The following is a 25,081-nucleotide window of genomic DNA, read 5'->3' as shown; positions in this document are numbered from 1 at the left end:
TAGAGCATCTGATTTGTAATCAGAGGGTCGCGTGTTCAAGTCATGTAGCCGGCATAAACAAGGTCCGTTGGTCAAGGGGTTAAGACACCGCCTTTTCACGGCGGTAACACGGGTTCGAATCCCGTACGGACTATACTTGAGTAACTTAGGTTACTCTTTTTATTTTGTTTCTTTTTCTTATATGTTATAATATTATATGATATTATTTTTGAGGTGAATTTATGTCTAAAGTTTTTGTGTTTGGTCATCAAAATCCTGATTCTGATGCTATTGGTTCTTCTTATGGATATGCTTATTTGAAACGTCAACTTGGTGTTGATGCTGAGGCTGTTGCATTGGGTACTCCAAATGAAGAGACTGCTTTTGTACTTGACTATTTTTCTGTAGAAGCTCCTCGTGTTGTTGAGTCAGCACAGTCAGAAGGTGTAAATCAAGTTATTCTTACTGACCATAATGAGTTTCAACAATCTATTTCAGATATTAAGGATGTCGAAGTTATTGAAGTAGTAGATCACCACCGTGTAGCTAACTTTGAAACAGCTAATCCATTAATGATGCGTTTAGAACCTGTAGGTTCGGCTTCTTCGATTGTTTATCGCATGTATAAAGAAAATAATGTTGAAGTTCCTAAAGATGTTGCTGGTTTGCTTTTGTCAGGCTTAATTTCTGATACTCTTCTTCTTAAATCACCAACAACACATGCTTCAGATTCTGCAGTAGCTGAAGAACTTGCTCAACTTGCTGGAGTTAATTTAGAAGAATATGGACTTGCAATGCTTAAGGCTGGTACTAATCTTTCTTCTAAATCTGCTGAAGAACTCATTGATATTGATGCAAAAACATTTGAGTTGAATGGTAATCAAGTTCGTGTTGCTCAGGTGAATACTGTTGATATTTCTGATGTTCTTTCACGTCAAACGGAAATTGAAGAAGCTATTAATAAATCAATTAAAAGTAATGGTTATTCTGACTTTGTGTTAATGATTACTGATATTCTTAATTCAAATTCAGAAATTCTTGCAATTGGATCAAATACTGATAAAGTTGAAAATGCTTTTAACTTTGTTTTAGAAAATAATCATGCTTTCCTTGAGGGAGCAGTTTCTCGTAAGAAACAAGTTGTCCCTCAATTGACTGAAAGCTTTAATGCGTAAAAAAGGGCCTGTAGGCCTTTTTTTAGTGTTCTGATTAATGGTATAATACTTGTTATGATAATACAATTTAACCCAAACAAATTAAGTAAGCAACCTTTTTTTATGGAATTGGTGAATTATCTATATCACAATCAGCCTGTAACTTTAAGAGATATAAAAAATCAGTTTCCATTGCAAAAGAATATAGATAAATTGATTGAGGAGTTTGTTAAAGCTGGATATATTGAGCGGTCTGAGAAACGTTACCGTTTATTAATTTCTTTAGTTTCAGATCCTTCGACAATTGATCTATATCAGCATTTCTTTATTGATAGTGATTCTCCTTCTTATCAAGAACTATTAAAGCGTAAATTTTTTACTGAGATAACTAATTCTACTAATCAAGTGGTTATTATTGAATACACGAGTATCACAAGAGATGATCTCACAATTTCAAATTATTTTTATAAGTTAAGAGAAAATCTATCATTATCGGAAGAACAAAATAGATTATATAACTTATTAGGTGATCTTAATCCTGAATATTTCTTGAAGCATGTCACAACATTTCTTTTAAAATTTGTAAGAAAGGAGTACGTTCTTCAAAAGAGGAGGAATATTTTTGTTGATGCTTTAGAACTATTAGGATATCTTGTTCAAGTAGAAGATGGGCGTTATATTTTGAATATGGATTTAGACTCTGAAGCATTAGTTTTTCGTGTAAAAAAAGACTAGTTTTATTACTAGTCTTTTTTATGACAACTTTAACGATTCCTTAGTTCAAGATAACGTTTGTACCAGATGTTAACATAAGATTGTGAAAATGGCCCCTTACCATTGTTAATCCAATCTACTAAGATTTTAACATGTTCCTTTAAGATATAGTCAATATCAGGAGAGTAATGCATTTCTTTTTTATGTGTTTCATACTCATCTACATCTAGCAATTTTTTTTCACCATCAGCGAAGACTTTGACATCTAGGTCATAGTCAATATATTTTAGCGCTTCTTGGTCCAAAACATATGGACTGGCTAAATTGCAGTAGTAGGAAATGCCGTTATCCCTAATCATGGCTATAATATTAAACCAGTATTTTTTGTGGAAATAAACAATAGCAGGTTCACGCGTTACCCATCGTCTTCCGTCTGCTTCAGTAACGAGGGTGTGATCGTTAACGCCAATAACAGCATTCTCAGTTGTCTTTAGTACCATAGTATCGCGCCAAGTACGGTGCAATCTACCATCATGCTTATAACTTTGAATTGTGATAAAGTCGCCTTCTTTTGGTAATTTCATGGCGTCCTCTTTCTACAATAAGGGTTATCTTCATTATTGTATCATAATTTTGAGAAAAGAGGGGGAATTCCTAGAAATATTCTCTTAGAGCGGAGGCTATAGCATCAAAGTCATAACCTTTTCGGGCCAAAGATTGTGTTAGGCGTTGCTTAAGTTCATACCCGTCGTATTTTTTACTAAATTTTTGATATTGCTTTTCTATTTCTTTATAAAGGAGAGCTTGTTCATTTTCTTCATCGGCTTCTAGTTCTAGCTGGTCAATAGCTTGCTTACTTTCTTGGAATGAAAAACCTTTATTGATGAGGTTTTGAGTCAATTTATCCTTTAGAGATTTGGTTGGTAATTTTCCCTGATATTTTCGTAATAATTTAGAAGCTACTTTACTGGCTACTTCCGAGAAATCAAACTGGGTTAAGACCTCGTCAATGACTTGTTTATCACAGCCTTTTTGTAGCCATTTTTGCTTCAAGACATAGGCACCTTTATCTCCTGAATTTAAATTCTGTTGAGCTAGGCTTTCTAGGAGTTTATAATCATCAATCCAATGATCTTTCTTTAGATTATCAATGATTTGGGGAATTATATGTGGATTTATTTCATGCTTAAAAAGATAGTCTCTTACTTCTTTTTCAGTACGTTGTTTAAAGGAAATAAAATAGAGGGCCAGATTTTTACCATGTGAGAACTGTGCAAAGGTTTTAATATCCTCTAGCTGATCTTTACTTAGTATCTTTTCTTTTGTTAACATGTACTTGACGACGGTGTCTTCTGTAACATAGAGACTCTCTTTTTTGTCTATCTCAACAAGATAGAGCCTTTTTTTCTTCTCGATTTTTGTGATTTTCATAGTTATTATTATATCAAAATGTTAGAATGGTAGTATGAATTTACAAGTAAAACAACGTATCCCGCTTAAGATTAAACGCATGGGGATCAATGGTGAGGGAATTGGTTTTTATAAAAAGACACTGGTTTTTGTTCCGGGAGCTTTGAAGGGGGAAGAGATATTTTGTCAGATTGTTTCGGTTAGGAGAAACTTTGTTCAGGCAAAGCTATTAAAGATTAATAAAGCTTCCAAGTTTCGTGTTGAGCCTGAATGTGGTGTCTATGAAGAGTGTGGTGGTTGCCAGTTGATGCATCTTCGTTATGATAAACAATTAGAGTTTAAAACGGACCTGTTAGGACAAGCCTTGAAAAAGTTCAAACCGGCTAATTTTGAGTCTTATGAGATTCGTCCAACAATAGGGATGGAGCAACCACAACATTATCGTGCTAAACTACAATTTCAAACACGTTCTTTTGGTGGCTCAGTTAAAGCTGGCTTATTTGCGGAAGGAAGTCATCGACTAATCAATATTGATGATTGCTTGGTTCAAGATGAGTTAACGCAAGCAATTATGAATAAGGTGACAAATTTGCTAGATAAACATAAGTTACCGATTTATAATGAGCGCAAAATTTCCGGGATTCGCACAGTTATGATACGACGTGCTTTAGGGTCTAATCAGGTCCAGCTAATTTTTGTAACGTCTAAGTCTGTTTCCTTGACTAAGTTGGTGAAGGAGTTAACTTTAAGTTATCCTGAAATTGTAACAGTTGCTGTCAATTATAACTATTCGAAATCCAGTGAGATTTATGGTCAAGAGACGGAAATTATCTGGGGTCAAGATACAATCCAAGAAGAGGTGCTGGATTATAACTTTGCCCTTTCTCCTCGTGCCTTCTATCAGTTGAATCCTAAGCAAACTGAAGTGCTCTATGGTCAGGCAGTTGAAGCTTTGGAAGTAGATAAGACTGAACACCTTATTGATGCTTATTGTGGTGTTGGTACTATTGGACTTGCTTTTGCAAAAAAAGTGAGCACCGTTCGAGGTATGGACATTATTCCGGAAGCTATCGATGATGCAAGGAAGAATGCTGAAGCACTTGGGTTGGAGAATGCTCACTATGAGGTGGGGAAAGCTGAAGATATTATTCCTCGTTGGTATAAGGAAGGCTATCGAGCAGATGCACTTATTGTAGATCCACCGAGAACAGGTTTGGATGATAAGTTACTTAAAACTATACTGGAATATACTCCTAAAAAAATGGTGTATGTCTCATGTAATGTGTCTACTTTGGCTAGAGATCTGGTTTCTTTAGCTAAGGTATATGATGTGAACTATATTCAGTCGGTAGATATGTTTCCTCACACTGCCCGGACAGAAGCAGTTGTAAAGCTGACTAAGAAATGTAATAAAACCTAACATAATAAACAAGAAATTTTCACAATTGTTGGAAAATTTCTTTATTTTTCTAAAAAATAGGAGTATAATAGGCTTATCGATTTTTTAAGGAGGAGCGTATGAAGAAGAGCTTCATTCATCAACAAGAGGAAATTTCTTTTGTAAAAAATACTTTCACGCGGTATTTAATTGATAAACTTGACGTCGTTGAAGTGCAAGGGCCTATTTTGAGTAAGGTCGGGGATGGTATGCAGGATAATTTAAGTGGTATTGAAAATCCTGTAACTGTTAATGTACTTCAGATTCCTGACGCGACATACGAAGTTGTTCACTCATTAGCAAAATGGAAACGTCATACTCTGGCTCGTTTTGGTTTTAATGAAGGTGAAGGGCTCGTGGTTAATATGAAGGCTCTTCGTCCAGATGAAGACTCATTGGATGCAACGCACTCTGTTTATGTTGACCAATGGGATTGGGAAAAGGTTATTCCTGATGGACATCGTAATATTGCGTATTTGAAGGAAACCGTCGAGACAATCTACAAAGTCATTCGTTTGACTGAGCTTGCTGTTGAGGCACGTTACGATATTGAAGCCGTTTTACCTAAGAAAATTACCTTCATCCATTCAGAAGAGCTTGTTGAGAAGTACCCTGATTTGACACCAAAAGAGCGAGAAGATGCTATAACTAAAGAATATGGTGCTGTATTCTTGATTGGTATTGGTGGTGTTCTTCCTGACGGGAAGCCCCATGATGGTCGTGCACCTGACTATGATGACTGGACAACTGAGTCTGAGAACGGTTATCATGGTTTGAATGGAGATATCTTGGTTTGGAATGAGCAATTAGGACATGCTTTTGAGTTGTCATCAATGGGGATTCGTGTTGATGAAGATGCCCTTAAACGTCAGGTTGAAATTACTGGCGACCAAGATCGTTTGAAATTGGATTGGCACCAAGCCTTGTTACATGGCCTATTCCCACTAACAATTGGTGGTGGTATTGGTCAATCACGTATGGCTATGTTCTTGCTTCGTAAGAAACATATCGGTGAGGTTCAAACTTCAGTTTGGCCAGATGCCGTTCGTGAAACTTACGAAAATATCTTGTAAAAAGAGTGCTAACGAAAGTTAGTGCTTTTTGATTTGGAATAAATTGTGTATTATTGACCAGAAAATTTGTTATTGGACGAGGTATCGTGAGAGTTGAATATATTTTCATTATAAAGAAAAACCTATCCCTTGTAGGAGATAGGTTATAAAATTAGTCGTTGCTACGGAAAAATGCATCATAGAGCGCTCGAACGGCTGCTTTTTCTTGTTCAGTTTCAATTACAAACATGACAGAAACTTCACTTGATCCCTGAGAGATCATTTCAAGGTTAATGTGTTTTTCAGAAAGTGCTTTGGCTGCTGTCGCTGTAACACCGATGTGGTCTTTCATCTTTTCACCAACAATCACGAGGATAGAAAGGCCATGTTCAATTTCAACTTCATCAACACCAAGTTCACGCGTCAAGTAAGAGAGGATTTCTTGTTCTTTGATTGGGGTAAGTTCACGTTCTCGAATAATGATTGAAAGGTCATCAATTCCAGAAGGCATGTGTTCCCAACGGATGTTTAAATCTTCCAAGATTTGTAGCACCTTACGTCCGAAACCGACCTCGCGGTTCATGAGGTATTTACTCATATTGATGCTGACAAACTTGTCATCGCTAGCAATACCAACAACTGGAACAGTTGCTCCCTGGTGTTCAAGAATAATACGTGTGCCTGGGTGGTCCGGATTATTGGTGTTCTTGATAACTAATGGAATCTTACCACGATATGCTGGGAGGAGAGCTTCATCATGAAGAACCGAGAATCCAGCATATGCCAACTCACGCATTTCTTTGTAAGTCAACTCTGGAATAGAGTGTGGTTGATGTACTACACCTGGGTGGGCTGCGAAAATACCATCTACATCTGTAAAGTTTTCATATAGGTCAGCTTTAACACCTGCTGCTACGATAGAGCCTGTGATATCAGAGCCTCCTCGTGAGAATGTACAAATTTGATTATCAGTGGTGACTCCAAAGAATCCAGGAATAATCAGGACCTCATCTGATTCACGAAGTTCTTCTAACTTATCATATGAACCTGGAAGAATGCGGGCGTTGCCTGGCTCACTTGAGACCAAAATACCAGCTTTGCGAGGATGAACGTAGCGTGCTTCAATATCGTTATTGCGGAAATACTCAGCAATTAATTTTGCATTATTGTCCTCTCCAGCAGCTAGGAAGGTATCATAGAGGAAATCGTTATCCTCGATAGGAAGCGTAGCGAGATCAGTAATAGCTTTGGCAATGTTTACCATTTCTTTTGATTTGAAACCTAGTTCATCAACAATAGCTTGGTAACGGTTAATAATCCATTCTTGGTCAGCTTTAACATCAGCACCCTTTGTATAGTGTTTGTAGTATTTAATTAGGGCGTCTGTAACTTTGGTATCTCCATCGTTACGTTTACCAGGGGCAGATACAACGACAAAGCGGCGTTCAGGGTCAGATTTTACAATGTTTAAGACTTTTTCTAATTGTGTTGCTGAAGCGAGTGAGCTTCCTCCAAATTTGATGACTTTCATAGTTACTCCAAAAAATTATAAATTACTCTACAATTATAGCAAAATTCTGACAATTTGTCACATTGTTTTTAAAAGCGAGTAAGTTTTAGTCTGATTATGGTACAATAAGGGAAGAAAAAGGAGGATATCCCGTGGTAGAGGCAATTATTTTTGATATGGATGGTGTCCTTTTTGACACTGAAAAATATTATTATGATCGACGGGCAAGTTTCTTGGCTCAAAAGGGAATTTCAATAGACCATTTACCCCCGTCTTTCTTTATAGGTGGAAATACCAAGCAAGTTTGGGAAAATATTCTCAGAGATGATTATGATAAGTGGGATGTACCAACTTTACAAAAAGAGTACAATACTTATAAACAAAATAATCCCTTACCCTATAAAGAATTAATTTTTCCTGATGTTCTGAAGGTTTTAAATGAAGTGAAATCTCAAGGGTTGAAAATAGGTTTAGCTTCTAGCTCGGTGAAAGCAGATATCCTTAGGGCTTTGGAGGAAAATCGTTTGCAAGGTTTCTTTGATGTTGTTCTCTCAGGAGAGGAATTCAAAGAGAGTAAACCCCATCCAGAGATTTATCTGACAGCATTAAAGCAATTAGGCGTGCAAGCAAGTCGTGCTCTTATCATTGAAGATAGTGAAAAGGGAATTGCTGCTGGAGTAGCTTCAGGTGTAGAGGTCTGGGCGATTAAAGACAATCGGTTTGGTATGGATCAAAGTGCTGCAAAAGGTTTATTGGATAGTCTTACAGATGTTTTAGACTTAATAAAATAGAAAATAACACCGAGCTTTTCTTCTCGGTGTTTTGATGTATCAAATTAAAAAAATCTAAGTTTATGTTGACCTTTAGGTGGACTATGGTATACTAGGAAATAACGATGAATTATTTGACTGTCAAATTATCTATTCATCAAATAAAATTGTGATAAAAAATCAAATAACATGCGGTTTTGATATAGGAACTAGTTATCGGAAGGAGTGCTAAAATGGCTTACGAAACAATTCTTTATAGCGTTGAAGAGGGAGTGGCAACATTAACTCTCAATCGCCCTGAAGTGCAAAATGGATTTAACATTCCAGTTTGTGATGAGATTATGGCTGCAATCGAAGAAGCAGGTCAAGATGCATCCGTGAAGTTCTTGGTTATCAATGCTAATGGGAAAGTCTTTTCTGTTGGTGGAGACCTTGATCAGATGCAAAAAGCAGTTGCTGTAGATGATGTACAATCTTTGGTTCGTATTGCTGAACAAGTGAACGAAATTTCTTTTGCCCTTAAAAAATTGCCTAAGCCAGTTATCATGGTTGTTGATGGACCTTGTGCAGGTGCTGCCGCTAACTTAGCAGTTGCAGCAGATTTTACAATTGCATCTGAAAAAGCTAAATTTATTCAAGCTTTCGTAGGTGTTGGTTTGGCACCTGATGCTGGTGGTCTTTACCTTTTGACTCGTTCAATTGGTATTAATCGTGCGACACAAATTACCATGACAGGAGAGCCCGTATCAGCTGAGAAAGCTTTGGACTGGGGAATTGCTTACAAGGTAGTCGAGTCAGAAAAACTTGAGAAAACAGTGAGTCAGTTAATTAAGAAATTAAATCGTTCTTCAGTTAATTCATTCAAGGCAATTAAAGAAATGGTTTGGGAATCTGAATTTGCAGGTTGGGAAAATTATGCTAAGCTGGAGCTTGATTTGCAGAAATCACTTGCATTTACAGAGGACTTTAAAGAAGGTGTACGTGCTTATAGTGAGCGTCGCCGTCCTAAATTCCAAGGGAAATAAACTTGTTTTCAGAGATTAAAACTAAAGTTTCAAATTGGAGTTGCTAAATTAGTTTGAGTCTGATATAATTTGATAATCAAAGCTTATTGAAAGGAGTCTGGTGTGAATTACGATAAAATTGATGGCTATCTTGTTGATATTTTTAATAACGTCGTTATTATCGAAGAAGCAAGTTTGAAAAATTCAAAGTTTAATGATGTTTCCCTCAAGGAAATGCATACCATTGATGTCATCGGTACACATCCAGATACGACACCAAGTGCAGTTGCTAGAGAGCTTATGTTAACCCTTGGTACTGTAACAACTTCTCTCAATAAACTTGAAAAGAAAGGATATATTATTCGTACACGTTCATCTGTTGATCGTCGTGTGGTTCATCTATCGCTTTCTAAAAAAGGTCGTCTGGTATATCGTCTTCACCGTCGTTTCCATAAATCAATGGTGATGCGGATTACAGAAGGATTTAACGACGAGGAATTAAAGGTTATGAGCAAGGGATTGGAAAATCTCCACGCCTTTCTTGAGGAGTTGAAATAATGGCATTTGCAAAAATTAGTCAGGTTGCCCATTATGCACCTGCTCAGGTCGTGACCAATGATGACCTATCTAAAATCATGGATACCAGTGATGAGTGGATTCGCTCACGTACAGGGATTCAAGAACGTCGCATCTCATTAAATGAGAATACGAGTGATTTAGCTACCAATGTTGCTTATCAGCTGTTGGAAAAGTCGGGATTATCTCCCGAAGAGTTAGACTTTGTTTTGGTTGCAACGATTTCTCCTGATAGCTCGATGCCTTCAGTGGCAGCGCGTGTTCAAGGAACAATTGGAGCAGTCAACGCATTTGCTTTTGATATTACCGCGGCATGTAGTGGTTTTGTCTTTGCTTTGGCAACCGCAGAAAAATTGATAAAGTCAGGTGCTTACAAAAAAGGTTTAGTCATTGGTGCTGAAGTTCTTTCGAAAACTTTGGACTGGTCTGATCGTACAACAGCAGTTCTATTCGGAGATGGTGCTGGCGGTGTTTTATTAGAAAAATCTGAAGAAGAACATTTTTTTGGTGAATCTTTAAATACCGACGGTAGCAAGGAAGGTCTTGAGTCGGGAGCTTCTGCAGTTATCTCGCCTTATTCTGATGGTACTGAGCAGCTTAATCCCTATATGCAAATGGATGGTAAAGCAATCTTTGATTTTGCTGTGAAGACTGTTTCGAAGAGTATTAAAGCATTGGTTGAAGAAAAAGGTGAACCTGATTACTTCCTTCTTCATCAAGCTAATATTCGTATTTTGGATATTATGGCTAAGAAAATCGATGTCAGTCGTGATAAATTTCTGGCCAACATGATGTCTTATGGTAATACCAGTGCGGCAAGTATCCCAATCTTGCTTTCTGAAAATGTGGCGAATGGGACTCTTAAATTAGGCAGTGATCAAACAATTCTTCTCTCAGGTTTTGGTGGGGGTTTGACATGGGGCAGTCTAATTGTTAAAATCTAGTTATATAAATTATGCACCAGCATAGATTATAAGAAATATATTTATCTTAAAGGAGAAAATAAAATGGCAGTATTTGAAAAAGTACAAGAAATCATCGTTGAAGAACTTGGGAAAGATGCAGAAGAAGTAAAAGTAGAAACTACTTTTGACGAACTTGATGCTGATTCACTTGATGTATTCCAAGTTATCTCAGAAATCGAAGATGAATTCGATATTCAAATCGAAACTGAAGAAGGTCTTAACACTGTTGGTGACCTTGTTGCTTACGTAGAAGAAAAAACTAAATAAGCAGGGCATAGAGAATATTCTTGTTAGGGATATTCTCCTTTGTTTATACAATTACTTTGATTATTAAACTATTTATTTGATTAGAAAATCGAAAAAAGGTGAAAAATGAAATCTCGTATTACAGAACTGTTAGGAATTAAATATCCAATCTTCCAAGGTGGTATGGCCTGGGTTGCTGATGGTGACTTGGCTGGAGCCGTTTCAAATGCTGGTGGACTCGGAATTATTGGTGGGGGTAATGCCCCTAAAGAAGTGGTGAAAGCTAATATTGATAGAGTTAAACAAATCACTGACAAACCATTCGGTGTTAATATTATGCTTTTGTCGCCATTCGCTGATGATATTGTTGACCTTGTCATTGAAGAAGGTGTAAAAGTTGTTACAACTGGTGCAGGAAATCCAGGTAAATATATGGAACGCTTGCACGAAGCCGGTATCACAGTTATTCCAGTTATTCCATCAGTTGCACTTGCTAAACGTATGGAAAAACTTGGAGCGGATGCTGTTGTTGCAGAAGGTATGGAAGCTGGTGGTCACATCGGTAAATTGACAACTATGGCTCTTGTACGTCAAGTTGCAGATGCGGTATCTATCCCAGTTATTGGAGCCGGTGGTGTTGCTGATGGACGTGGTATGGCTGCTGTTCTCATGCTTGGAGCAGAAGCTGTTCAGGTCGGTACGCGTTTCGCTGTTGCCAAGGAATCTAACGCTCACCAAAACTTCAAGGATAAGATTTTGAAGGCTAAAGATATCGATACTGTTATTTCCGCTTCTGTTGTAGGACACCCAGTTCGTGCCATTAAGAATAAATTGGCTACAGACTATAACCAAGCTGAAAAAGATTTCTTGGCTGGTAAGAAGACTCAAGAGGAAATTGAGGAACTTGGTGCGGGTGCTCTTCGCAATGCTGTTGTTGATGGAGATGTGGAATATGGTTCAGTGATGGCTGGACAAATTGCAGGTCTTGTTCGTAAAGAAGAAACGTGTGCAGAAATCTTGGAAGATTTATACACAGGTGCTGCAAAGGTAATTAAAGAAGAAGCTGCTCGTTGGGCAGATGTAAACGTCTAAAAACGTCGAAAGGATTAGGATAGTGACAAAACGTGCGTTCTTATTTGCTGGTCAAGGGGCTCAGAAATTGGGCATGGCGAGCGATTTGTATGCGGCTTATCCCGTTGTCAAAGAGACATTTGATACGGCTAGTCGTATTCTAGGTTATGATTTGCGTGAATTGATTGATTCTGACGAAGAAAAACTTAATCAAACACGCTATACTCAACCAGCTATTTTGACAACGTCAGTAGCCATTTATCGTCTCTTGGCAGAAAATGGGATTACTCCTGATATTGTTGCCGGCTTGTCTTTAGGTGAATATTCTGCCCTAGTTGCGGCTGGAGCACTCTCATTTGAGGATGCAGTAGCTTTGGTTGCTAAACGTGGAGAATTCATGGAAACAGCGGCTCCTGCTGGAAGTGGGAAAATGGTTGCTGTCATGAATACAGATCCAAGTCTGATTGAAGAGATTTGTAAGAAAGCATCTGAAAAGGGTGTAGTAACACCTGCCAACTATAATACCCCAGCACAAATTGTTATTGGTGGTGAAGTTGTGGCTGTTGATTATGCTGTGGAATTGCTTAAAGAAGCTGGTGCAAAACGCTTGATTCCTCTTAATGTATCAGGTCCATTCCATACAGCTCTACTTGAATCAGCTAGTCAAAAATTGGCAGCAGAACTGGAGAAAGTGTCATTCAATGACTTTGCTCTTCCTTTGGTAGGTAATACTGAGGCTCAAATTATGAAGTCAGAAGACGTCAAAGCTCTTTTGGCTCGTCAGGTGATGGAACCTGTACGTTTTTATGATTCGATTGCTACTATCCAAGATTTTGGTGTAGATGAAGTGATTGAGATTGGTCCTGGAAAAGTCTTGTCAGGTTTCTTGAAGAAAATTGATAAAACCCTACCAACTCAAAATGTTGAAGATCAAGCTAGTCTTGATGCCCTTCTTAATGCTTAAAACGAGGTAAACATGGAACTTAAGAATAAAAATGTTTTTGTAACAGGTTCAACACGTGGTATTGGTTTAGCTGTGGCACATAAATTTGCTAGTCTTGGTGCCAACGTTGTCCTAAATGGACGTTCTGAAATTTCTGAGGACTTGCTTGCGCAATTTGTAAACTATGGTGTAACTGTTGTTGGTATCTCAGGTGATATTTCTAATGGTGAGGATGCTAAACGTATGGTGGCAGAAGCCATTGAAAAACTTGGAAGTGTTGATGTGCTAGTTAATAATGCTGGTATCACCAACGATAAGTTGATGTTGAAGATGACTGAAGAAGATTTTGAACGCGTCTTGAAAATCAACTTGACTGGTGCTTTCAATATGACGCAGGCAGTCTTGAAACCAATGTCTAAGGCTCGTCAAGGTGCCATTATCAATATGTCATCTGTTGTAGGTCTTATGGGAAATGTTGGTCAAGCTAATTATGCGGCTTCAAAAGCTGGTTTGATTGGTTTTACTAAATCAGTAGCTCGTGAAGTTGCAGCTCGAGGTGTTCGTGTTAATGCTATTGCTCCTGGTTTCATTGAGTCTGATATGACTGATGCAATCCCAGAGAAAATGAAAGACGCTATGATTGCTCAAGTCCCAATGAAACGTATTGGTCAGGCAGAAGAAGTGGCAGAAGTTGCGGCTTTCTTGGCAGGGCAAGAGTATCTTACAGGTCAAACAATCGCTATTGATGGTGGTATGACCATGCAATAATTGATTTTCATTATAAAAAATCATATACTAAAATATCCATCCGAAAAAGGAGAATATACATGTCTACAAATCGTGTTGTTGTTACAGGTTACGGTGTAACCTCGCCAATCGGTAATACACCAGAAGAATTTTGGAACAGTCTTCGTGACGGTAAGATTGGTATTAAGCCAATCACTAAGTTTGATGCTTCTGAAATCCCAGTCTTTAATGCTGGTGAAATCCAAGATTTCCCATTCGACAAGTATTTTGTGAAAAAAGATACTAACCGTATGGACACTTATTCACTTTATGCGATTTATGCTGCTATGGAAGCTCTTGAAAATTCAGGACTTAACATGGAAGAAGTAAATCGTGATTGCGTTGGTGTTATCGTGTCATCTGGTATCGGTGGTTTGCAAGAACTTGAAGATCAAATTATCCGTATGCACGAGCGTGGTATGAAACGTATTAAACCAATGTTCATCCCTAAAGCACTTTCAAACATGGGTGCTGGTAACATTGCTCTTAAAATTGGTGCTCAAGGGGTATGTAAATCAGTGACAACTGCCTGTGCCTCTGCTAATGATGCTATCGGTGAAGCCTTCCGCGAAATTAAATTTGGTTTGCACGATGTTGTCTTGGCTGGTGGTGCTGAAGCTTCAATCACTAAGATTGGTATCGGTGGTTTCAATGCCCTCACAGCACTTTCAACAACAGAAGACCCAGAACGTTCATCAATTCCATTTGATAAAGACCGTAATGGTTTTGTTATGGGGGAAGGTGCAGGGGTTCTCGTTATTGAAAGCTTGGAACATGCCCAAAAACGTGGTGCTAATATCTTGGCTGAGATTGTTGGTTACGGATCAAACTGTGATGCTTACCACATGACAACACCAACTCCAGACGGTTCAGGAGCTGCTAAAGCAATTAAATTGGCTATCAATGAAGCTGGTATCAAGCCTGAAGATGTTGACTATGTCAATGCCCACGGTACTTCAACACCTGCCAACGAAAAAGGTGAAAGTGGTGCTATTGTGTCTGTACTTGGTAAAGATGTTCCAGTTTCATCTACTAAATCATTTACAGGTCACTTGCTTGGTGCCGCTGGTGCTGTTGAAGCTATTGCAACAATTGAAGCTATTCGTCACAGTTTTGTACCAAAAACTGCTGGTACAAAAGAATTGTCTGACTACATTGAAGCTAATGTTGTTTATGGTGAAGGTAAGGAAGCTGATATTGAGTATGCAATCTCAAATACCTTCGGTTTTGGTGGACACAACGCTGTTCTTGCCTTTAAACGTTGGGAGGGCTAATTCATGAATATTTCTGAAATTAAAGATTTATTGGCTCAATTTGATGCCTCAACTTTGCGTGAGTTCTCATATAAAAACAATGGAGAAGAGTTGAACTTGAGCAAGAATCAAACAAGTTCAGTAACAGCTGCCCCAGTAGCCCCTACAGTTGAAGTGGTTGCGCCAGCTCCTCAGGCTCCAGTAGCTCCAGCAACACCAGCTGCTGTCGAAACACCAGCAACACCAGATGAAGAAGTCTCTACACCAGCTCAAGCAGCTGAAGGAGAAGTGGTTGAAAGTCCACTTGTCGGTGTGGCTTACTTGTCACCATCGCCTGAAAAACCAGCCTTTGTTTCTGTTGGCGATACTGTTAAGAAAGGCCAAACGCTTCTTATCGTTGAAGCTATGAAGGTCATGAATGAAGTGCCTGCACCTAAAGATGGTGTTATCACTGAGATCTTGGTAGCAAATGAAGAAGTTGTTGACTACGGAAAAGGATTGGTACGCATCAAATGACAATTGATATTAATGCTATTCGTGAGGCTTTGCCACACCGTTATCCAATGCTTTTGGTTGACCGTGTTTTAGAAGTTTCTGAAGACGAAATCACAGCTATTAAAAATGTTACGATCAATGAGCCTTTCTTTAATGGGCATTTCCCACAATACCCAGTTATGCCAGGTGTTCTCATAATGGAAGCTCTTGCGCAAACTGCTGGTGTTCTTGAATTGTCAAAACCTGAAAATAAAGGCAAGTTAGTCTTTTACGCAGGTATGGATAAGGTTAAATTTAAAAAACAAGTTGTCCCAGGAGATCAACTTGTTATGACAGCTAAGTTTGTTAAACGTCGTGGAACAATTGCTGTTGTTGAAGCTAAGGCTGAAGTCGATGGAAAACTTGCTGCATCAGGTACTTTGACTTTTGCTATTGGAAGCTAATGTTTTGTGAAAATCCTTCTGGCGACAGTCGGAAAGGATTTTTCTTTAGACATTGGTCTATCACATAGAAAGGAAATCAACACAGACTACCATAAAAATGTCTGATGTTATCTTGTTTTATGTTTAAAAAATTATTGATTGCCAATCGTGGTGAAATTGCAGTTCGTATTATTCGTGCAGCGCGTGAATTGGGAATCCAAACGGTTGCTATCTATTCTGAAGCAGATAAGGATTCTCTTCATACTATGCTTGCTGATGAAGCAATCTGTATTGGTCCGGCAAAATCAACTGATTCTTATTTGAATATGAACCGTGTCTTGTCAGCGGCTATTATAACTGAGGCTCAAGCTATTCACCCAGGGTTTGGTTTTTTGAGTGAAAACTCTAAATTTGCCACTCTCTGTGAGGAAATGAACATCAAGTTTATTGGTCCTTCAGGCGAAGTTATGGACAAAATGGGTGATAAAATCAATGCTCGTGCTGAAATGATTAGGGCTAATGTCCCTGTAATCCCTGGTTCAGATGGTGAAGTCTTTACGGCCGAAGAGGCCTTAGAAGTTGCCAATCGTCTTGGTTACCCAGTAATGCTTAAGGCTTCTGCAGGTGGTGGTGGTAAAGGAATTCGTAAGGTCAACACTGAAGAAGAGTTGGCTCCTGCCTTCGAATCTGCGTCACAAGAAGCTAAAGCAGCCTTTGGTAATGGGGCAATGTATATCGAGAAAGTTATTTACCCAGCTCGTCATATTGAGGTTCAAATTTTGGGAGATAGCTATGGTAATATTGTCCACCTAGGTGAGCGTGACTGTTCTCTTCAACGTAATAACCAAAAGGTCTTGGAAGAATCGCCTTCTGTTGCCATTGGTAAGACACTTCGTCATGAAATTGGGTCTGCGGCTGTTCGTGCTGCTAAGGCTGTTAATTATGAAAATGCGGGTACTATCGAGTTTCTTCTTGATGAAAAATCAGGTCAGTTTTACTTTATGGAAATGAATACCCGTGTTCAAGTTGAGCACCCAGTTACTGAATTTGTAAGTGGTGTGGATATTGTTAAAGAACAAATCCGTATTGCCGCAGGTGAAAAATTATCTGTGGCTCAAGATGATATTGAAATCAAGGGACATGCCATTGAGTGTCGTATCAATGCGGAAAATCCTAAGTTCAACTTTGCACCAAGCCCAGGGAAAATTAGCAATCTCTATCTACCTAGTGGTGGTGTTGGCCTTCGTGTGGACAGTGCTGTCTATCCAGGCTATACCATTCCACCTTACTATGATTCAATGATCGCTAAAATCATTGTTCATGGAGAAAATCGATTTGAGGCACTCATGAAGATGCAACGTGCTCTTTACGAGCTTGAGATCGATGGCGTTGTGACAAATGCTGACTTCCAGTTGGATTTGATTTCAGACCGTAGCGTTATTGCTGGGGATTATGATACATCATTCTTGATGGAAACTTTCCTACCAGCATACCAGAATCGTGAGGAATAGAGTTTATGGGATTATTTGATCGAAAAGAAAAGTATATCCGTATCAATCCTAACCATTCTGTACGTAATGGGGTGGATCAACAGGTGCCAGAAGTACCAGATGAGCTTTTTGCCAAATGTCCAGGCTGTAAGCAAGCTATTTATCAAAAGGACTTGGGACAAGCTAAAATCTGTCCAAACTGTTCTTATACCTTCCGTATTTCGGCAAAAGAACGTCTTGATTTAACGGTTGATGAGGGATCTTTCCAAGAACTGTTTACAGGTATTAAAACTAAAAATCCATTGAATTTCCCAGGTTACATGGAGAAGCTAGCAGCTACCAAGGAAAAAACAGGTCTTGATGAAGCAGTTGTAACGGGTGTTGCAACTATCAAGGGGCAAAAAACAGCCTTGGCTATCATGGATTCCAACTTTATCATGGCTTCAATGGGAACTGTTGTTGGTGAAAAAATCACAAAACTCTTTGAGCATGCGATTTCAGAAAAACTTCCAGTTGTTATTTTTACAGCTTCTGGTGGTGCCCGTATGCAAGAGGGAATCATGAGTTTGATGCAAATGGCTAAGATATCGGCAGCAGTAAAACGTCATTCGAACGCTGGTTTGTTGTACTTGACTGTTTTGACAGATCCAACCACTGGTGGGGTTACAGCAAGTTTTGCTATGGAAGGCGATATCATCTTGGCTGAGCCACAAACTTTGATTGGTTTTGCAGGTCGTCGTGTCATTGAAAATACAGTTCGTGAAACTTTGCCAGATGATTTCCAAAAGGCCGAGTTCCTTCAGGAACATGGTTTTGTTGATGCCATTGTCAAACGTACAGAGTTGGCTGATACTATTGCCACACTCTTATCATTCCATGGAGGTGTTCAATGAGCGACGTAGCACGTATTTTAAAAGAAGCGCGTGATCAAGGCCGTTTAACTGCTTTGGACTTTGCCCAAGGAATTTTTGATGATTTCATCGAACTTCATGGTGACCGTAATTTCCGTGATGATGGTGCCGTTATCGGTGGTATTGGTCGCTTAAATGGCCAAGCCGTTACAGTAGTGGGTATCCAAAAAGGTAAAAACCTCCAAGATAATCTCAATCGTAACTTTGGGCAACCTCATCCAGAGGGTTATCGTAAGGCACTTCGCCTCATGAAACAGGCTGAAAAGTTTGGTCGTCCAGTTGTTACCTTTATCAATACTGCAGGTGCTTATCCTGGTGTCGGAGCAGAGGAACGTGGACAGGGTGAGGCTATTGCTCGTAACCTTATGGAAATGAGCGATCTTAAGGTGCCAATTATTGCCATTATCATTGGTGAAGGTGGTTCTGGAGGTGCCCTTGCCTTGGCAGTAGCTGATAAGGTTTGGATGCTTGAAAATACCATCTACTCTATTTTGAGTCCTGAAGGTTTTGCAACCATTCTCTGGAAAGATGGTTCACGTTCAGAAGAGGCAGCAGAGTTGATGAAGATTACATCAGGCGAGTTACTCAATATGGGAATCGTTGACAAGGTTATCCCAGAACGTGGTTACTTTACTAGTGAAATTATTGAAGCGATTAAGACAGCCATTGTAGATGAATTGGCAGAGTTAAGCCAATTATCAAAAGAAGACTTGCTTGAAGCGCGTTATCAACGTTTTAGAAAATATTAAAAAACATTGGGGGACGACTCCCAATGTTTTTTTAGACGGTATGACGTTCGAAGGCTTGGTCTGAAATGCCTTGTTCAAGGATAAGTTTAGCCCATTCCTTAGCCGAATGAAGGCTGTGATCCTTATAGTTACCACAAGATTCAATGGTAGTTCCTGGAACATCTTCCCAAGTAATTTCGTTAGCAATAGCTTCAAGACAAGATTTGATAACTTTGGCAATTTCCGTAGGATCTTGTTTTCCCCACATGATCATATGAAAACCTGTACGGCAACCAAATGGTGAGCAATCGATAAGTCCATCGATACGTTGACGAATCAGTTTAGCGAGTAGGTGTTCGATAGTATGAAGACCACCTGTATCGATACTATTTTCGTTAGGTTGGATCAAACGGATATCGAAGTTTGTGATGATATCTCCTTTGGGTCCGACTTCCTCCGAAATAAGACGGACATAAGGTGCTTTTACAATAGTGTGATCAAGTTCAAAACTTTCAACAGTAACGTCCTTTGGCATGATAATACCTCCCTATTCTAATAGAGTTATCATACCATAAAATCAACTTAAAGTTCTAGTATTTATTTGAGATATAGCTACAAATATGATACACTAGAAGACGGTTTTCTTTAGGGAAACCTTAGAAAAGTTGAGGTAAAGACATGATAAACATAATAATTTTAGTTGTCTTTGCACTCATTGGTTTAGTCGTTGGATATTTAGCAATTTCTATCAAACTTAGCAAAGCTAAGGAACAAGCAGAAACTACCTTGCTAAAGGCAGAACAAGACGCTGTGAACCTTCGTAGTCAGGCAGAACATGATGCAGACCACCTGCGTGTAACTGCTGAACGCGAAAGTAAGGCTCAACGTAAAGAGTTCTTGTTAGAGGCAAAAGAGGAAGCTAGAAAATATCGAGAAGATATTGAAAAAGAATTCAAATCTGAACGTCAAGAGCTTAAACAAATGGAGAATCGTTTAACAGAACGTGCAACCAGCCTTGATCGTAAGGATGAAAATCTATCAAGTAAAGAACTCGCCCTCGAGAAAAAAGAGCAGAGTCTTGCTGACAAATCTAAACATCTTAATGAGCGTGAAGAGAATGTGACTCAGTTGGAGGCTGAGAAGCAAGCTGAACTTGAACGTGTTGGTCAAATGACCATTGCAGAGGCGCGTGAGGTAATTTTAACAGAGACTGAGAATAATCTTACTCATGAGATTGCAACACGTATCAAAGATGCAGAAGCACAGGTCAAAGATACTGTTGATAAGAAGGCCAAAAACTTGTTGGCGCAAGCTATGCAACGTTTGTCTGGGGATTATGTTACTGAACAAACCGTAACTACTGTCCACCTCCCAGATGATAATATGAAAGGTCGTATCATTGGGCGTGAGGGGCGTAACATCCGTACCCTTGAAAGCCTGACAGGTATCGATGTTATCATTGACGATACTCCAGAAGTGGTTGTTCTTTCTGGCTTTGATCCAGTCCGTCGTGAGATTGCTCGCATGACTCTCGAAGCCTTGATTAAGGATGGACGTATCCATCCAGCTCGTATTGAGGAGTTGGTTGAGAAGAGTCGTCAGGAAATGGATAACCGTATCCGCGAATATGGTGAAGAGGCAGCTTATGAAATTGGGGCTATGAATCTCCACCCTGATCTAATCAAGATTATGGGACGATTGCAGTTCCGTACTTCATATGGTCAAAACGTCCTTCGTCACTCAGTTGAAGTTGGTAAACTAGCAGGTATTATGGCTGGTGAATTGGGTGAAAATGTGGCTCTCGCTCGTCGTGCTGGTTTCCTTCACGATATGGGGAAAGCTATTGACAAAGAAGTCGAAGGTAGTCACGTTGAGATTGGTACTGAGTTTGCACGTAAGTACAAAGAGCATCCAGTCGTGGTTAATGCCATTGCCAGTCACCATGGAGATGTGGAACCTGAAAGTGTGATTGCAGTTATTGTTGCTGCAGCAGATGCTTTAAGTTCGGCTCGCCCAGGGGCTCGTAATGAATCTGTTGAGAATTATGTCAAACGCCTTCGTGATCTGGAAGAGATTGCATCAAGCTTTGACGGTGTACAATCAAGCTTCGCCCTTCAAGCTGGTCGTGAAATTCGTATTATGGTTCATCCAAATAAAATCTCTGATGACGAAGTTACGATCTTGTCTCACAAGGTACGTGAACAAATTGAGAAAAACTTGGATTATCCAGGAAATATTAAGGTTACAGTCATTCGTGAATTCCGTGCGGTTGACTATGCCAAATAGATAAAAAAGCCGAAAGGCTTTTTTATTTTGCAATAAAATTGAAAAGAATTACCCTGTTAAAAATGTATGAACTTTCTTATCAACCTGCTTCATTTTGATAGATTAGCATTTTGCAATGAAATATTTTGATTTTTTTTGACGGTTTTTGTTGACAGCTATTAAAAATTTAGTATAATAGATTTTGTAAACGATTACAGAAGGAGAGATTATGCTAAAGTCTGAACGTAAGCAGATTATCTTGTCTCAGTTGAAACAAGATGGTTTTGTCACTTTGGAAAACCTGACAGTTTTATTAAGTGATACGTCTGAGTCGACGATTCGTCGTGACTTGGATGAGTTAGCGGCAGATGGCCAACTTAAACGTGTTCATGGTGGTGCTGAAAGTATTCATGGTCTAAAGGAAGAAATTGCCAATAGCCAAAAAGCTATCAGAAATGTTCAAGAAAAGGCTCGATTAGCTGCTTATGCTGCCGATTTGATTAAGGAAGGTGATGTCGTCTTTCTTGAGGCTAGTACAACGAATGAACTTTTGATTCCACATTTGAGCAATCGTCAGGTGACGGTTGTGACTAATTCTATCCATCATGCTGTTAAGCTAGTAGATCTCGGTGTTAGTACTAGGATTATTGGTGGTAAGGTTAAACATTCAACAGATGCCTCTATTGGAATTACTGCTCTGGAACAAATCAGACAACTGAATTTTGATTGTGCTTTCATTGGTGCTAATGGAGTTGATGCCAATTATTTCACAACGCCAGATATGGAAGAGGCTGTCATTAAACGAACAGTGATAGCCAATGCGCAAAAAGCTTATGTTTTAGCAGATGCCTCTAAACTTGGTCAGGTTACCTATGCTAAGGTAGCTGAGGTTGAGAAAGTAACCATAATCACAAATGCTTCGGAAGAAGGGCTCCTTAAAGAATTAAAAGAGAAAACGAGGGTTATTGAAGTATGATTTATACTGTAACGCTAAATCCATCAATTGACTTCATTGTTCGTATCGACAAGGTAGCGATTGGTGAAGTTAACCGTATGGAGAGTGATGATAAATTCGCTGGTGGTAAGGGGATTAATGTCAGTCGTATTCTACAACGTTTAGGAATTGACAATACTGCTACGGGCTTCATCGGTGGTTTTACGGGACGTTTTGTTACAGACGGTTTGGATGCTGAAGGTATTAAAACTAAGTTTGTAGCTGTCGACCAAGATACACGTATCAATGTTAAAATCAAGGCTGACCAAGAAACTGAAATTAACGGTACTGGACCTGTCATCAATGATTATCAGTTAGCTGAGCTTGAAGCTATCCTTTCAAGTGTAAGTGCTGACGATGTGGTTGTTTTTGCTGGCTCTGCACCAAGCAATCTTGGAAACAAGGTCTATAACAAATTGATTCCACTGGTTCGTGAAACTGGGGCACAAGTGGTTTGTGACTTTGAAGGACAAACCTTGCTTGATTCATTGACTTACCAACCGCTCTTGGTTAAGCCAAATAACCATGAACTTGAAGCCATTTTCAATGTTAAACTTAATGGTTTGGCTGATGTTGAAAAATATGCGCGTGAAATCCTTGCTAAGGGGGCGCAAAACGTTATCATCTCAATGGCAGGTGATGGAGCTCTGCTTGTCACACCAGAGGCTGCGTACTTTGCCAAACCAATCAAGGGAACAGTGAAGAACTCTGTTGGTGCAGGGGACTCAATGGTTGCCGGTTTCACTGGTGAGTTCGTTAAATCAGGTGATCCAATTGAGGCTCTCAAGTGGGGAGTAGCCTGTGGAACATCTACGGCTTTCTCAGATGACTTAGCGACAATTGAATTTATTAAAGAAACATACAATAAAGTAGAGGTAGAAAAACTATGAAAATTCAGGACTTACTGAACAAAAAAGTTATGTTGCTTGACCTTCAAGCAACAACAAAGGAAGCTGCTATCGATGAAATGATTAACAGCTTGGTTGACAATGGTGTCGTAACTGACTTTGATGTTTTCAAAGCAGGCATTATGGCTCGTGAAGCACAAACATCAACTGGTTTGGGTGATGGAATTGCTATGCCACACAGTAAAAACGCTGCAGTAAAAGAAGCAACTGTACTTTTTGCTAAATCTAATAAAGGTGTGGATTACGAATCACTTGATGGTCAACCTACCGACCTCTTCTTTATGATTGCAGCTCCAGAGGGAGCAAATGACACTCACTTGGCAGCTCTTGCTGAATTATCAAAATACCTTATGCAAGATGGTTTTGCAGATCGCTTGCGTAAGGTAACATCTGCGGATGAAGTGATTGCAGCGTTTAATACTGGCGAAGAAGAAGCGCAAGCTGAGGAAGCCAAGAAAGCACAAGCTGTTAAAGAAGCAGCTTCAAGCGACAAGCCACTTATCGTAGCAGTAACAGCTTGTACAACTGGTATTGCTCACACTTACATGGCTGAAGAATCACTTATTAAAACAGGTGAAGAAATGGGTGTCAATGTTCGTGTTGAAACTAACGGTGCCTCAGGTGTCGGAACACCATTGACCGCGGAAGAAATCAACAAGGCTGTCGGTGTTATCATTGCAGCAGACAAGGCAGTTGAAACAGCACGTTTTGACGGTAAGAAATTGATTTCTAAACCAGTTGCTGCAGGTATTCGTCAACCTCAAGAATTAATCCAAAACATCTTGGATGGTAAAGCTGAAGTTTTCCACGCTGAAAATGCTGGTGCTGCCCAAGAATCAACAGAGAAATTGAGCCTTGGTGGTGCCTTCTATAAACACTTGATGAGTGGGGTCTCACAAATGCTTCCATTCGTTATCGGTGGTGGTATCATGATTGCACTTGCCTTCTTGCTTGACCAAATCATGGGTGTTCCTAAGGATCAATTGTCACAACTTGGTTCTTACCATGAAATTGCTGCGCAATTCAAAGCAATTGGTGGCGCTGCCTTTGGCTTCATGCTTCCAGTACTTGCAGGTTATATTGCTTACTCTATCGCTGAAAAACCAGGTTTGGTTTCAGGTTTCGTAGCTGGTGCTATCGCTTCAAGTGGTGCAGCCTTTGGTGGAGTTCCATTTGCTGCAGGTGGTAAAGCAACCCTTGCACTTGCCGGTGTATCTTCAGGTTTCCTTGGAGCTCTTGTTGGTGGTTTCCTTGCAGGTGGTGTTATCCTCGTTCTTCGTAAACTCTTGGCAGGTATTCCACGTGCTCTTGAAGGAATCCGTTCTATCTTGCTCTTACCACTTCTTGGTGTATTTGCTACAGGTTTCTTGATGTTGGCAGTCAATATCCCAATGGCAGCAATCAATACTGGTCTTAATAACTTCTTGTCAAGCTTGTCAGGAAGCTCGGCAGTGCTCCTTGGTCTCCTTGTTGGTGGTATGATGGCAGTGGACATGGGTGGACCAGTCAACAAAGCTGCTTATGTCTTTGGTACAGGTACTCTTGCAGCAACAGTAACTTCAGGTGGTTCCGTTGTTATGGCAGCAGTTATGGCGGCTGGTATGGTTCCTCCATTGGCAGTCTTTGTAGCAACACTCTTGTTTAAAGATAAATTCACTGAAGAAGAACGCAACTCTGGTTTGACAAACATCGTTATGGGACTCTCATTCATCACTGAAGGTGCAATCCCATTCGGTGCGGCTGACCCAGCACGCGCTATCCCAAGCTTTATCGTTGGTTCAGCTCTTACAGGTGCTCTTGTAGGTATGGCAGGAATCAAATTGATGGCACCACACGGAGGTATCTTCGTTATTGCCCTCACTTCAAATGCCCTTCTCTACCTTCTCTTCATCTTGATTGGTGCTGTGGTATCAGGTATCCTTTTCGGATTCCTCCGCAAACCACTTGATAAATAAGATATGACCAAACAATCTCGTTGTGACGGGATTGTTTTTTTG

General features: G+C 39.5%; 26 protein-coding genes and 1 tRNA gene. 23 read left to right on the top strand and 4 right to left on the bottom strand.

Going from position 1 to position 25,081, the window contains the following annotated elements; genetic code table 11:
• Positions 1 to 61 precede the first annotated feature (61 nt).
• The 3 genes from RWZ99_RS02400 to RWZ99_RS02390 all read left to right on the top strand — a co-directional run bounded on the left by RWZ99_RS02400 (position 62) and on the right by RWZ99_RS02390 (position 1,868).
• A tRNA-Glu gene (locus tag RWZ99_RS02400) sits at positions 62 to 133 on the top strand.
• 88 nt (positions 134 to 221) lie between these two features.
• Complete coding sequence (locus RWZ99_RS02395; RefSeq protein WP_314676125.1) at positions 222 to 1,154, top strand: manganese-dependent inorganic pyrophosphatase; 933 nt, start codon at positions 222 to 224, stop codon at positions 1,152 to 1,154.
• A 54-nt stretch (positions 1,155 to 1,208) separates the two neighbouring features.
• Positions 1,209 to 1,868, top strand: coding sequence for a DUF1803 domain-containing protein (locus RWZ99_RS02390; protein WP_314676123.1), 660 nt, complete (start codon positions 1,209 to 1,211; stop codon positions 1,866 to 1,868).
• 29 nt (positions 1,869 to 1,897) lie between these two features.
• Here RWZ99_RS02390 and RWZ99_RS02385 read toward each other — a convergent pair whose 3' ends face one another.
• A complete protein-coding gene (locus tag RWZ99_RS02385) occupies positions 1,898 to 2,431 on the bottom strand; it encodes a DUF402 domain-containing protein (RefSeq protein WP_003097880.1) in 534 nt (177 codons plus the stop codon).
• 70 nt (positions 2,432 to 2,501) lie between these two features.
• The gene (recX, locus tag RWZ99_RS02380; RefSeq protein WP_314676122.1) at positions 2,502 to 3,278 is read right to left on the bottom strand and encodes a recombination regulator RecX; all 777 of its coding nucleotides are present in this window, start codon (positions 3,276 to 3,278) and stop codon (positions 2,502 to 2,504) included.
• Between the two features lie 34 nt (positions 3,279 to 3,312).
• Between recX and rlmD the strand changes: the two genes are divergently transcribed.
• Together rlmD and asnA are read left to right on the top strand one after the other, a co-directional pair.
• The gene (rlmD, locus tag RWZ99_RS02375; RefSeq protein ID WP_314676121.1) at positions 3,313 to 4,677 is read left to right on the top strand and encodes a 23S rRNA (uracil(1939)-C(5))-methyltransferase RlmD; all 1,365 of its coding nucleotides are present in this window, start codon (positions 3,313 to 3,315) and stop codon (positions 4,675 to 4,677) included.
• A gap of 98 nt (positions 4,678 to 4,775) precedes the next feature.
• A complete protein-coding gene (gene asnA, locus RWZ99_RS02370) occupies positions 4,776 to 5,768 on the top strand; it encodes an aspartate--ammonia ligase (protein ID WP_314676120.1) in 993 nt (330 codons plus the stop codon).
• A gap of 151 nt (positions 5,769 to 5,919) precedes the next feature.
• Here asnA and RWZ99_RS02365 read toward each other — a convergent pair whose 3' ends face one another.
• Entirely contained in the window at positions 5,920 to 7,278 is a 1,359-nt protein-coding gene (locus tag RWZ99_RS02365) for an aspartate kinase (RefSeq protein WP_314676119.1), read from the bottom strand.
• A gap of 131 nt (positions 7,279 to 7,409) precedes the next feature.
• Here RWZ99_RS02365 and RWZ99_RS02360 point away from each other — a divergent pair, with 131 nt between their 5' ends.
• From RWZ99_RS02360 to RWZ99_RS02295, 14 genes are all read left to right on the top strand, one after another.
• Positions 7,410 to 8,048, top strand: a complete 639-nt coding sequence (locus tag RWZ99_RS02360; RefSeq protein WP_314676118.1) for an HAD family hydrolase — start codon at positions 7,410 to 7,412, stop codon at positions 8,046 to 8,048.
• 212 nt (positions 8,049 to 8,260) lie between these two features.
• Positions 8,261 to 9,052, top strand: coding sequence for an enoyl-CoA hydratase (locus RWZ99_RS02355; RefSeq protein ID WP_314676117.1), 792 nt, complete (start codon positions 8,261 to 8,263; stop codon positions 9,050 to 9,052).
• A gap of 102 nt (positions 9,053 to 9,154) precedes the next feature.
• Positions 9,155 to 9,589, top strand: coding sequence for a MarR family transcriptional regulator (locus RWZ99_RS02350; protein WP_314676116.1), 435 nt, complete (start codon positions 9,155 to 9,157; stop codon positions 9,587 to 9,589).
• Positions 9,589 to 10,551: a beta-ketoacyl-ACP synthase III gene (locus tag RWZ99_RS02345; RefSeq protein ID WP_314676115.1), complete on the top strand. Its 963-nt coding sequence runs from the start codon at positions 9,589 to 9,591 to the stop codon at positions 10,549 to 10,551. The genes RWZ99_RS02350 and RWZ99_RS02345 overlap by 1 nt, the downstream gene beginning before the upstream one ends.
• Before the next feature lie 63 nt (positions 10,552 to 10,614).
• Positions 10,615 to 10,839 (top strand): acyl carrier protein, encoded by a 225-nt coding sequence (locus RWZ99_RS02340; RefSeq protein WP_002885495.1) that lies wholly within the window; start codon positions 10,615 to 10,617, stop codon positions 10,837 to 10,839.
• A 105-nt stretch (positions 10,840 to 10,944) separates the two neighbouring features.
• The gene (fabK, locus tag RWZ99_RS02335) at positions 10,945 to 11,910 is read left to right on the top strand and encodes an enoyl-[acyl-carrier-protein] reductase FabK (protein ID WP_314676114.1); all 966 of its coding nucleotides are present in this window, start codon (positions 10,945 to 10,947) and stop codon (positions 11,908 to 11,910) included.
• A gap of 22 nt (positions 11,911 to 11,932) precedes the next feature.
• Positions 11,933 to 12,853 (top strand): ACP S-malonyltransferase, encoded by a 921-nt coding sequence (gene fabD / locus RWZ99_RS02330; RefSeq protein WP_314676113.1) that lies wholly within the window; start codon positions 11,933 to 11,935, stop codon positions 12,851 to 12,853.
• Positions 12,854 to 12,865: 12 nt separating this feature from the next.
• A complete protein-coding gene (gene fabG, locus RWZ99_RS02325; protein WP_314676112.1) occupies positions 12,866 to 13,600 on the top strand; it encodes a 3-oxoacyl-[acyl-carrier-protein] reductase in 735 nt (244 codons plus the stop codon).
• Positions 13,601 to 13,659: 59 nt separating this feature from the next.
• The gene (fabF, locus tag RWZ99_RS02320) at positions 13,660 to 14,892 is read left to right on the top strand and encodes a beta-ketoacyl-ACP synthase II (protein WP_314676111.1); all 1,233 of its coding nucleotides are present in this window, start codon (positions 13,660 to 13,662) and stop codon (positions 14,890 to 14,892) included.
• A 3-nt stretch (positions 14,893 to 14,895) separates the two neighbouring features.
• Positions 14,896 to 15,387, top strand: a complete 492-nt coding sequence (gene accB / locus RWZ99_RS02315; protein ID WP_314676110.1) for an acetyl-CoA carboxylase biotin carboxyl carrier protein — start codon at positions 14,896 to 14,898, stop codon at positions 15,385 to 15,387.
• Entirely contained in the window at positions 15,384 to 15,809 is a 426-nt protein-coding gene (gene fabZ / locus RWZ99_RS02310; RefSeq protein ID WP_002885470.1) for a 3-hydroxyacyl-ACP dehydratase FabZ, read from the top strand. Before accB ends, fabZ begins: the two co-directional genes overlap by 4 nt.
• 119 nt (positions 15,810 to 15,928) lie before the next feature.
• Positions 15,929 to 17,299, top strand: a complete 1,371-nt coding sequence (locus RWZ99_RS02305; protein ID WP_314676109.1) for an acetyl-CoA carboxylase biotin carboxylase subunit — start codon at positions 15,929 to 15,931, stop codon at positions 17,297 to 17,299.
• Positions 17,300 to 17,304: 5 nt separating this feature from the next.
• Complete coding sequence (gene accD, locus RWZ99_RS02300) at positions 17,305 to 18,171, top strand: acetyl-CoA carboxylase, carboxyltransferase subunit beta (protein ID WP_314676108.1); 867 nt, start codon at positions 17,305 to 17,307, stop codon at positions 18,169 to 18,171.
• A complete protein-coding gene (locus RWZ99_RS02295) occupies positions 18,168 to 18,938 on the top strand; it encodes an acetyl-CoA carboxylase carboxyl transferase subunit alpha (protein ID WP_314676107.1) in 771 nt (256 codons plus the stop codon). Before accD ends, RWZ99_RS02295 begins: the two co-directional genes overlap by 4 nt.
• Before the next feature lie 31 nt (positions 18,939 to 18,969).
• On the opposite strand, the gene RWZ99_RS02290 is transcribed toward RWZ99_RS02295, so the two are convergent.
• Positions 18,970 to 19,452 carry an S-ribosylhomocysteine lyase gene (locus RWZ99_RS02290; protein ID WP_314676106.1) on the bottom strand — a complete coding sequence of 161 codons (483 nt, stop codon included), beginning with the start codon at positions 19,450 to 19,452 and terminating at the stop codon, positions 18,970 to 18,972.
• 143 nt (positions 19,453 to 19,595) lie between these two features.
• On the opposite strand from RWZ99_RS02290, the gene RWZ99_RS02285 reads away from it, so the two are divergent.
• From RWZ99_RS02285 to RWZ99_RS02270, 4 genes are all read left to right on the top strand, one after another.
• Positions 19,596 to 21,203 (top strand): ribonuclease Y, encoded by a 1,608-nt coding sequence (locus tag RWZ99_RS02285; RefSeq protein ID WP_314676105.1) that lies wholly within the window; start codon positions 19,596 to 19,598, stop codon positions 21,201 to 21,203.
• A gap of 208 nt (positions 21,204 to 21,411) precedes the next feature.
• Positions 21,412 to 22,158, top strand: a complete 747-nt coding sequence (locus RWZ99_RS02280; RefSeq protein ID WP_314676103.1) for a DeoR/GlpR family DNA-binding transcription regulator — start codon at positions 21,412 to 21,414, stop codon at positions 22,156 to 22,158.
• Positions 22,155 to 23,066: a 1-phosphofructokinase gene (pfkB, locus tag RWZ99_RS02275; RefSeq protein WP_314676101.1), complete on the top strand. Its 912-nt coding sequence runs from the start codon at positions 22,155 to 22,157 to the stop codon at positions 23,064 to 23,066. Before RWZ99_RS02280 ends, pfkB begins: the two co-directional genes overlap by 4 nt.
• Entirely contained in the window at positions 23,063 to 25,039 is a 1,977-nt protein-coding gene (locus RWZ99_RS02270; protein ID WP_314676100.1) for a fructose-specific PTS transporter subunit EIIC, read from the top strand. Before pfkB ends, RWZ99_RS02270 begins: the two co-directional genes overlap by 4 nt.
• The last annotated feature ends 42 nt before the right edge of the window (positions 25,040 to 25,081 follow it).

This window comes from uncultured Streptococcus sp., assembly GCF_963545685.1.
Taxonomy (GTDB): domain Bacteria; phylum Bacillota; class Bacilli; order Lactobacillales; family Streptococcaceae; genus Streptococcus.
The sequence above is the reverse complement of the archived record's forward strand: the minus strand, read 5'-3'. Positions and strand labels throughout refer to the sequence as shown.

Bases quoted from the DNA above. Each gene is read 5' to 3' on its own strand.
- RWZ99_RS02395 (WP_314676125.1), top strand. From the start codon at position 222: ATGTCTAAAGTTTTTGTGTTTGGTCATCAAAATCCTGATTCTGATGCT.
- RWZ99_RS02390 (WP_314676123.1), top strand. From the start codon at position 1,209: ATGATAATACAATTTAACCCAAACAAATTAAGTAAGCAACCTTTTTTT.
- RWZ99_RS02385 (WP_003097880.1), bottom strand. From the start codon at position 2,431: ATGAAATTACCAAAAGAAGGCGACTTTATCACAATTCAAAGTTATAAG.
- recX (WP_314676122.1), bottom strand. From the start codon at position 3,278: ATGAAAATCACAAAAATCGAGAAGAAAAAAAGGCTCTATCTTGTTGAG.
- rlmD (WP_314676121.1), top strand. From the start codon at position 3,313: ATGAATTTACAAGTAAAACAACGTATCCCGCTTAAGATTAAACGCATG.
- asnA (WP_314676120.1), top strand. From the start codon at position 4,776: ATGAAGAAGAGCTTCATTCATCAACAAGAGGAAATTTCTTTTGTAAAA.
- RWZ99_RS02365 (WP_314676119.1), bottom strand. From the start codon at position 7,278: ATGAAAGTCATCAAATTTGGAGGAAGCTCACTCGCTTCAGCAACACAA.
- RWZ99_RS02355 (WP_314676117.1), top strand. From the start codon at position 8,261: ATGGCTTACGAAACAATTCTTTATAGCGTTGAAGAGGGAGTGGCAACA.
- RWZ99_RS02345 (WP_314676115.1), top strand. From the start codon at position 9,589: ATGGCATTTGCAAAAATTAGTCAGGTTGCCCATTATGCACCTGCTCAG.
- RWZ99_RS02340 (WP_002885495.1), top strand. From the start codon at position 10,615: ATGGCAGTATTTGAAAAAGTACAAGAAATCATCGTTGAAGAACTTGGG.
- fabK (WP_314676114.1), top strand. From the start codon at position 10,945: ATGAAATCTCGTATTACAGAACTGTTAGGAATTAAATATCCAATCTTC.
- fabG (WP_314676112.1), top strand. From the start codon at position 12,866: ATGGAACTTAAGAATAAAAATGTTTTTGTAACAGGTTCAACACGTGGT.
- fabF (WP_314676111.1), top strand. From the start codon at position 13,660: ATGTCTACAAATCGTGTTGTTGTTACAGGTTACGGTGTAACCTCGCCA.
- accB (WP_314676110.1), top strand. From the start codon at position 14,896: ATGAATATTTCTGAAATTAAAGATTTATTGGCTCAATTTGATGCCTCA.
- fabZ (WP_002885470.1), top strand. From the start codon at position 15,384: ATGACAATTGATATTAATGCTATTCGTGAGGCTTTGCCACACCGTTAT.
- RWZ99_RS02305 (WP_314676109.1), top strand. From the start codon at position 15,929: ATGTTTAAAAAATTATTGATTGCCAATCGTGGTGAAATTGCAGTTCGT.
- accD (WP_314676108.1), top strand. From the start codon at position 17,305: ATGGGATTATTTGATCGAAAAGAAAAGTATATCCGTATCAATCCTAAC.
- RWZ99_RS02295 (WP_314676107.1), top strand. From the start codon at position 18,168: ATGAGCGACGTAGCACGTATTTTAAAAGAAGCGCGTGATCAAGGCCGT.
- RWZ99_RS02290 (WP_314676106.1), bottom strand. From the start codon at position 19,452: ATGCCAAAGGACGTTACTGTTGAAAGTTTTGAACTTGATCACACTATT.
- RWZ99_RS02285 (WP_314676105.1), top strand. From the start codon at position 19,596: ATGATAAACATAATAATTTTAGTTGTCTTTGCACTCATTGGTTTAGTC.
- RWZ99_RS02280 (WP_314676103.1), top strand. From the start codon at position 21,412: ATGCTAAAGTCTGAACGTAAGCAGATTATCTTGTCTCAGTTGAAACAA.
- pfkB (WP_314676101.1), top strand. From the start codon at position 22,155: ATGATTTATACTGTAACGCTAAATCCATCAATTGACTTCATTGTTCGT.
- RWZ99_RS02270 (WP_314676100.1), top strand. From the start codon at position 23,063: ATGAAAATTCAGGACTTACTGAACAAAAAAGTTATGTTGCTTGACCTT.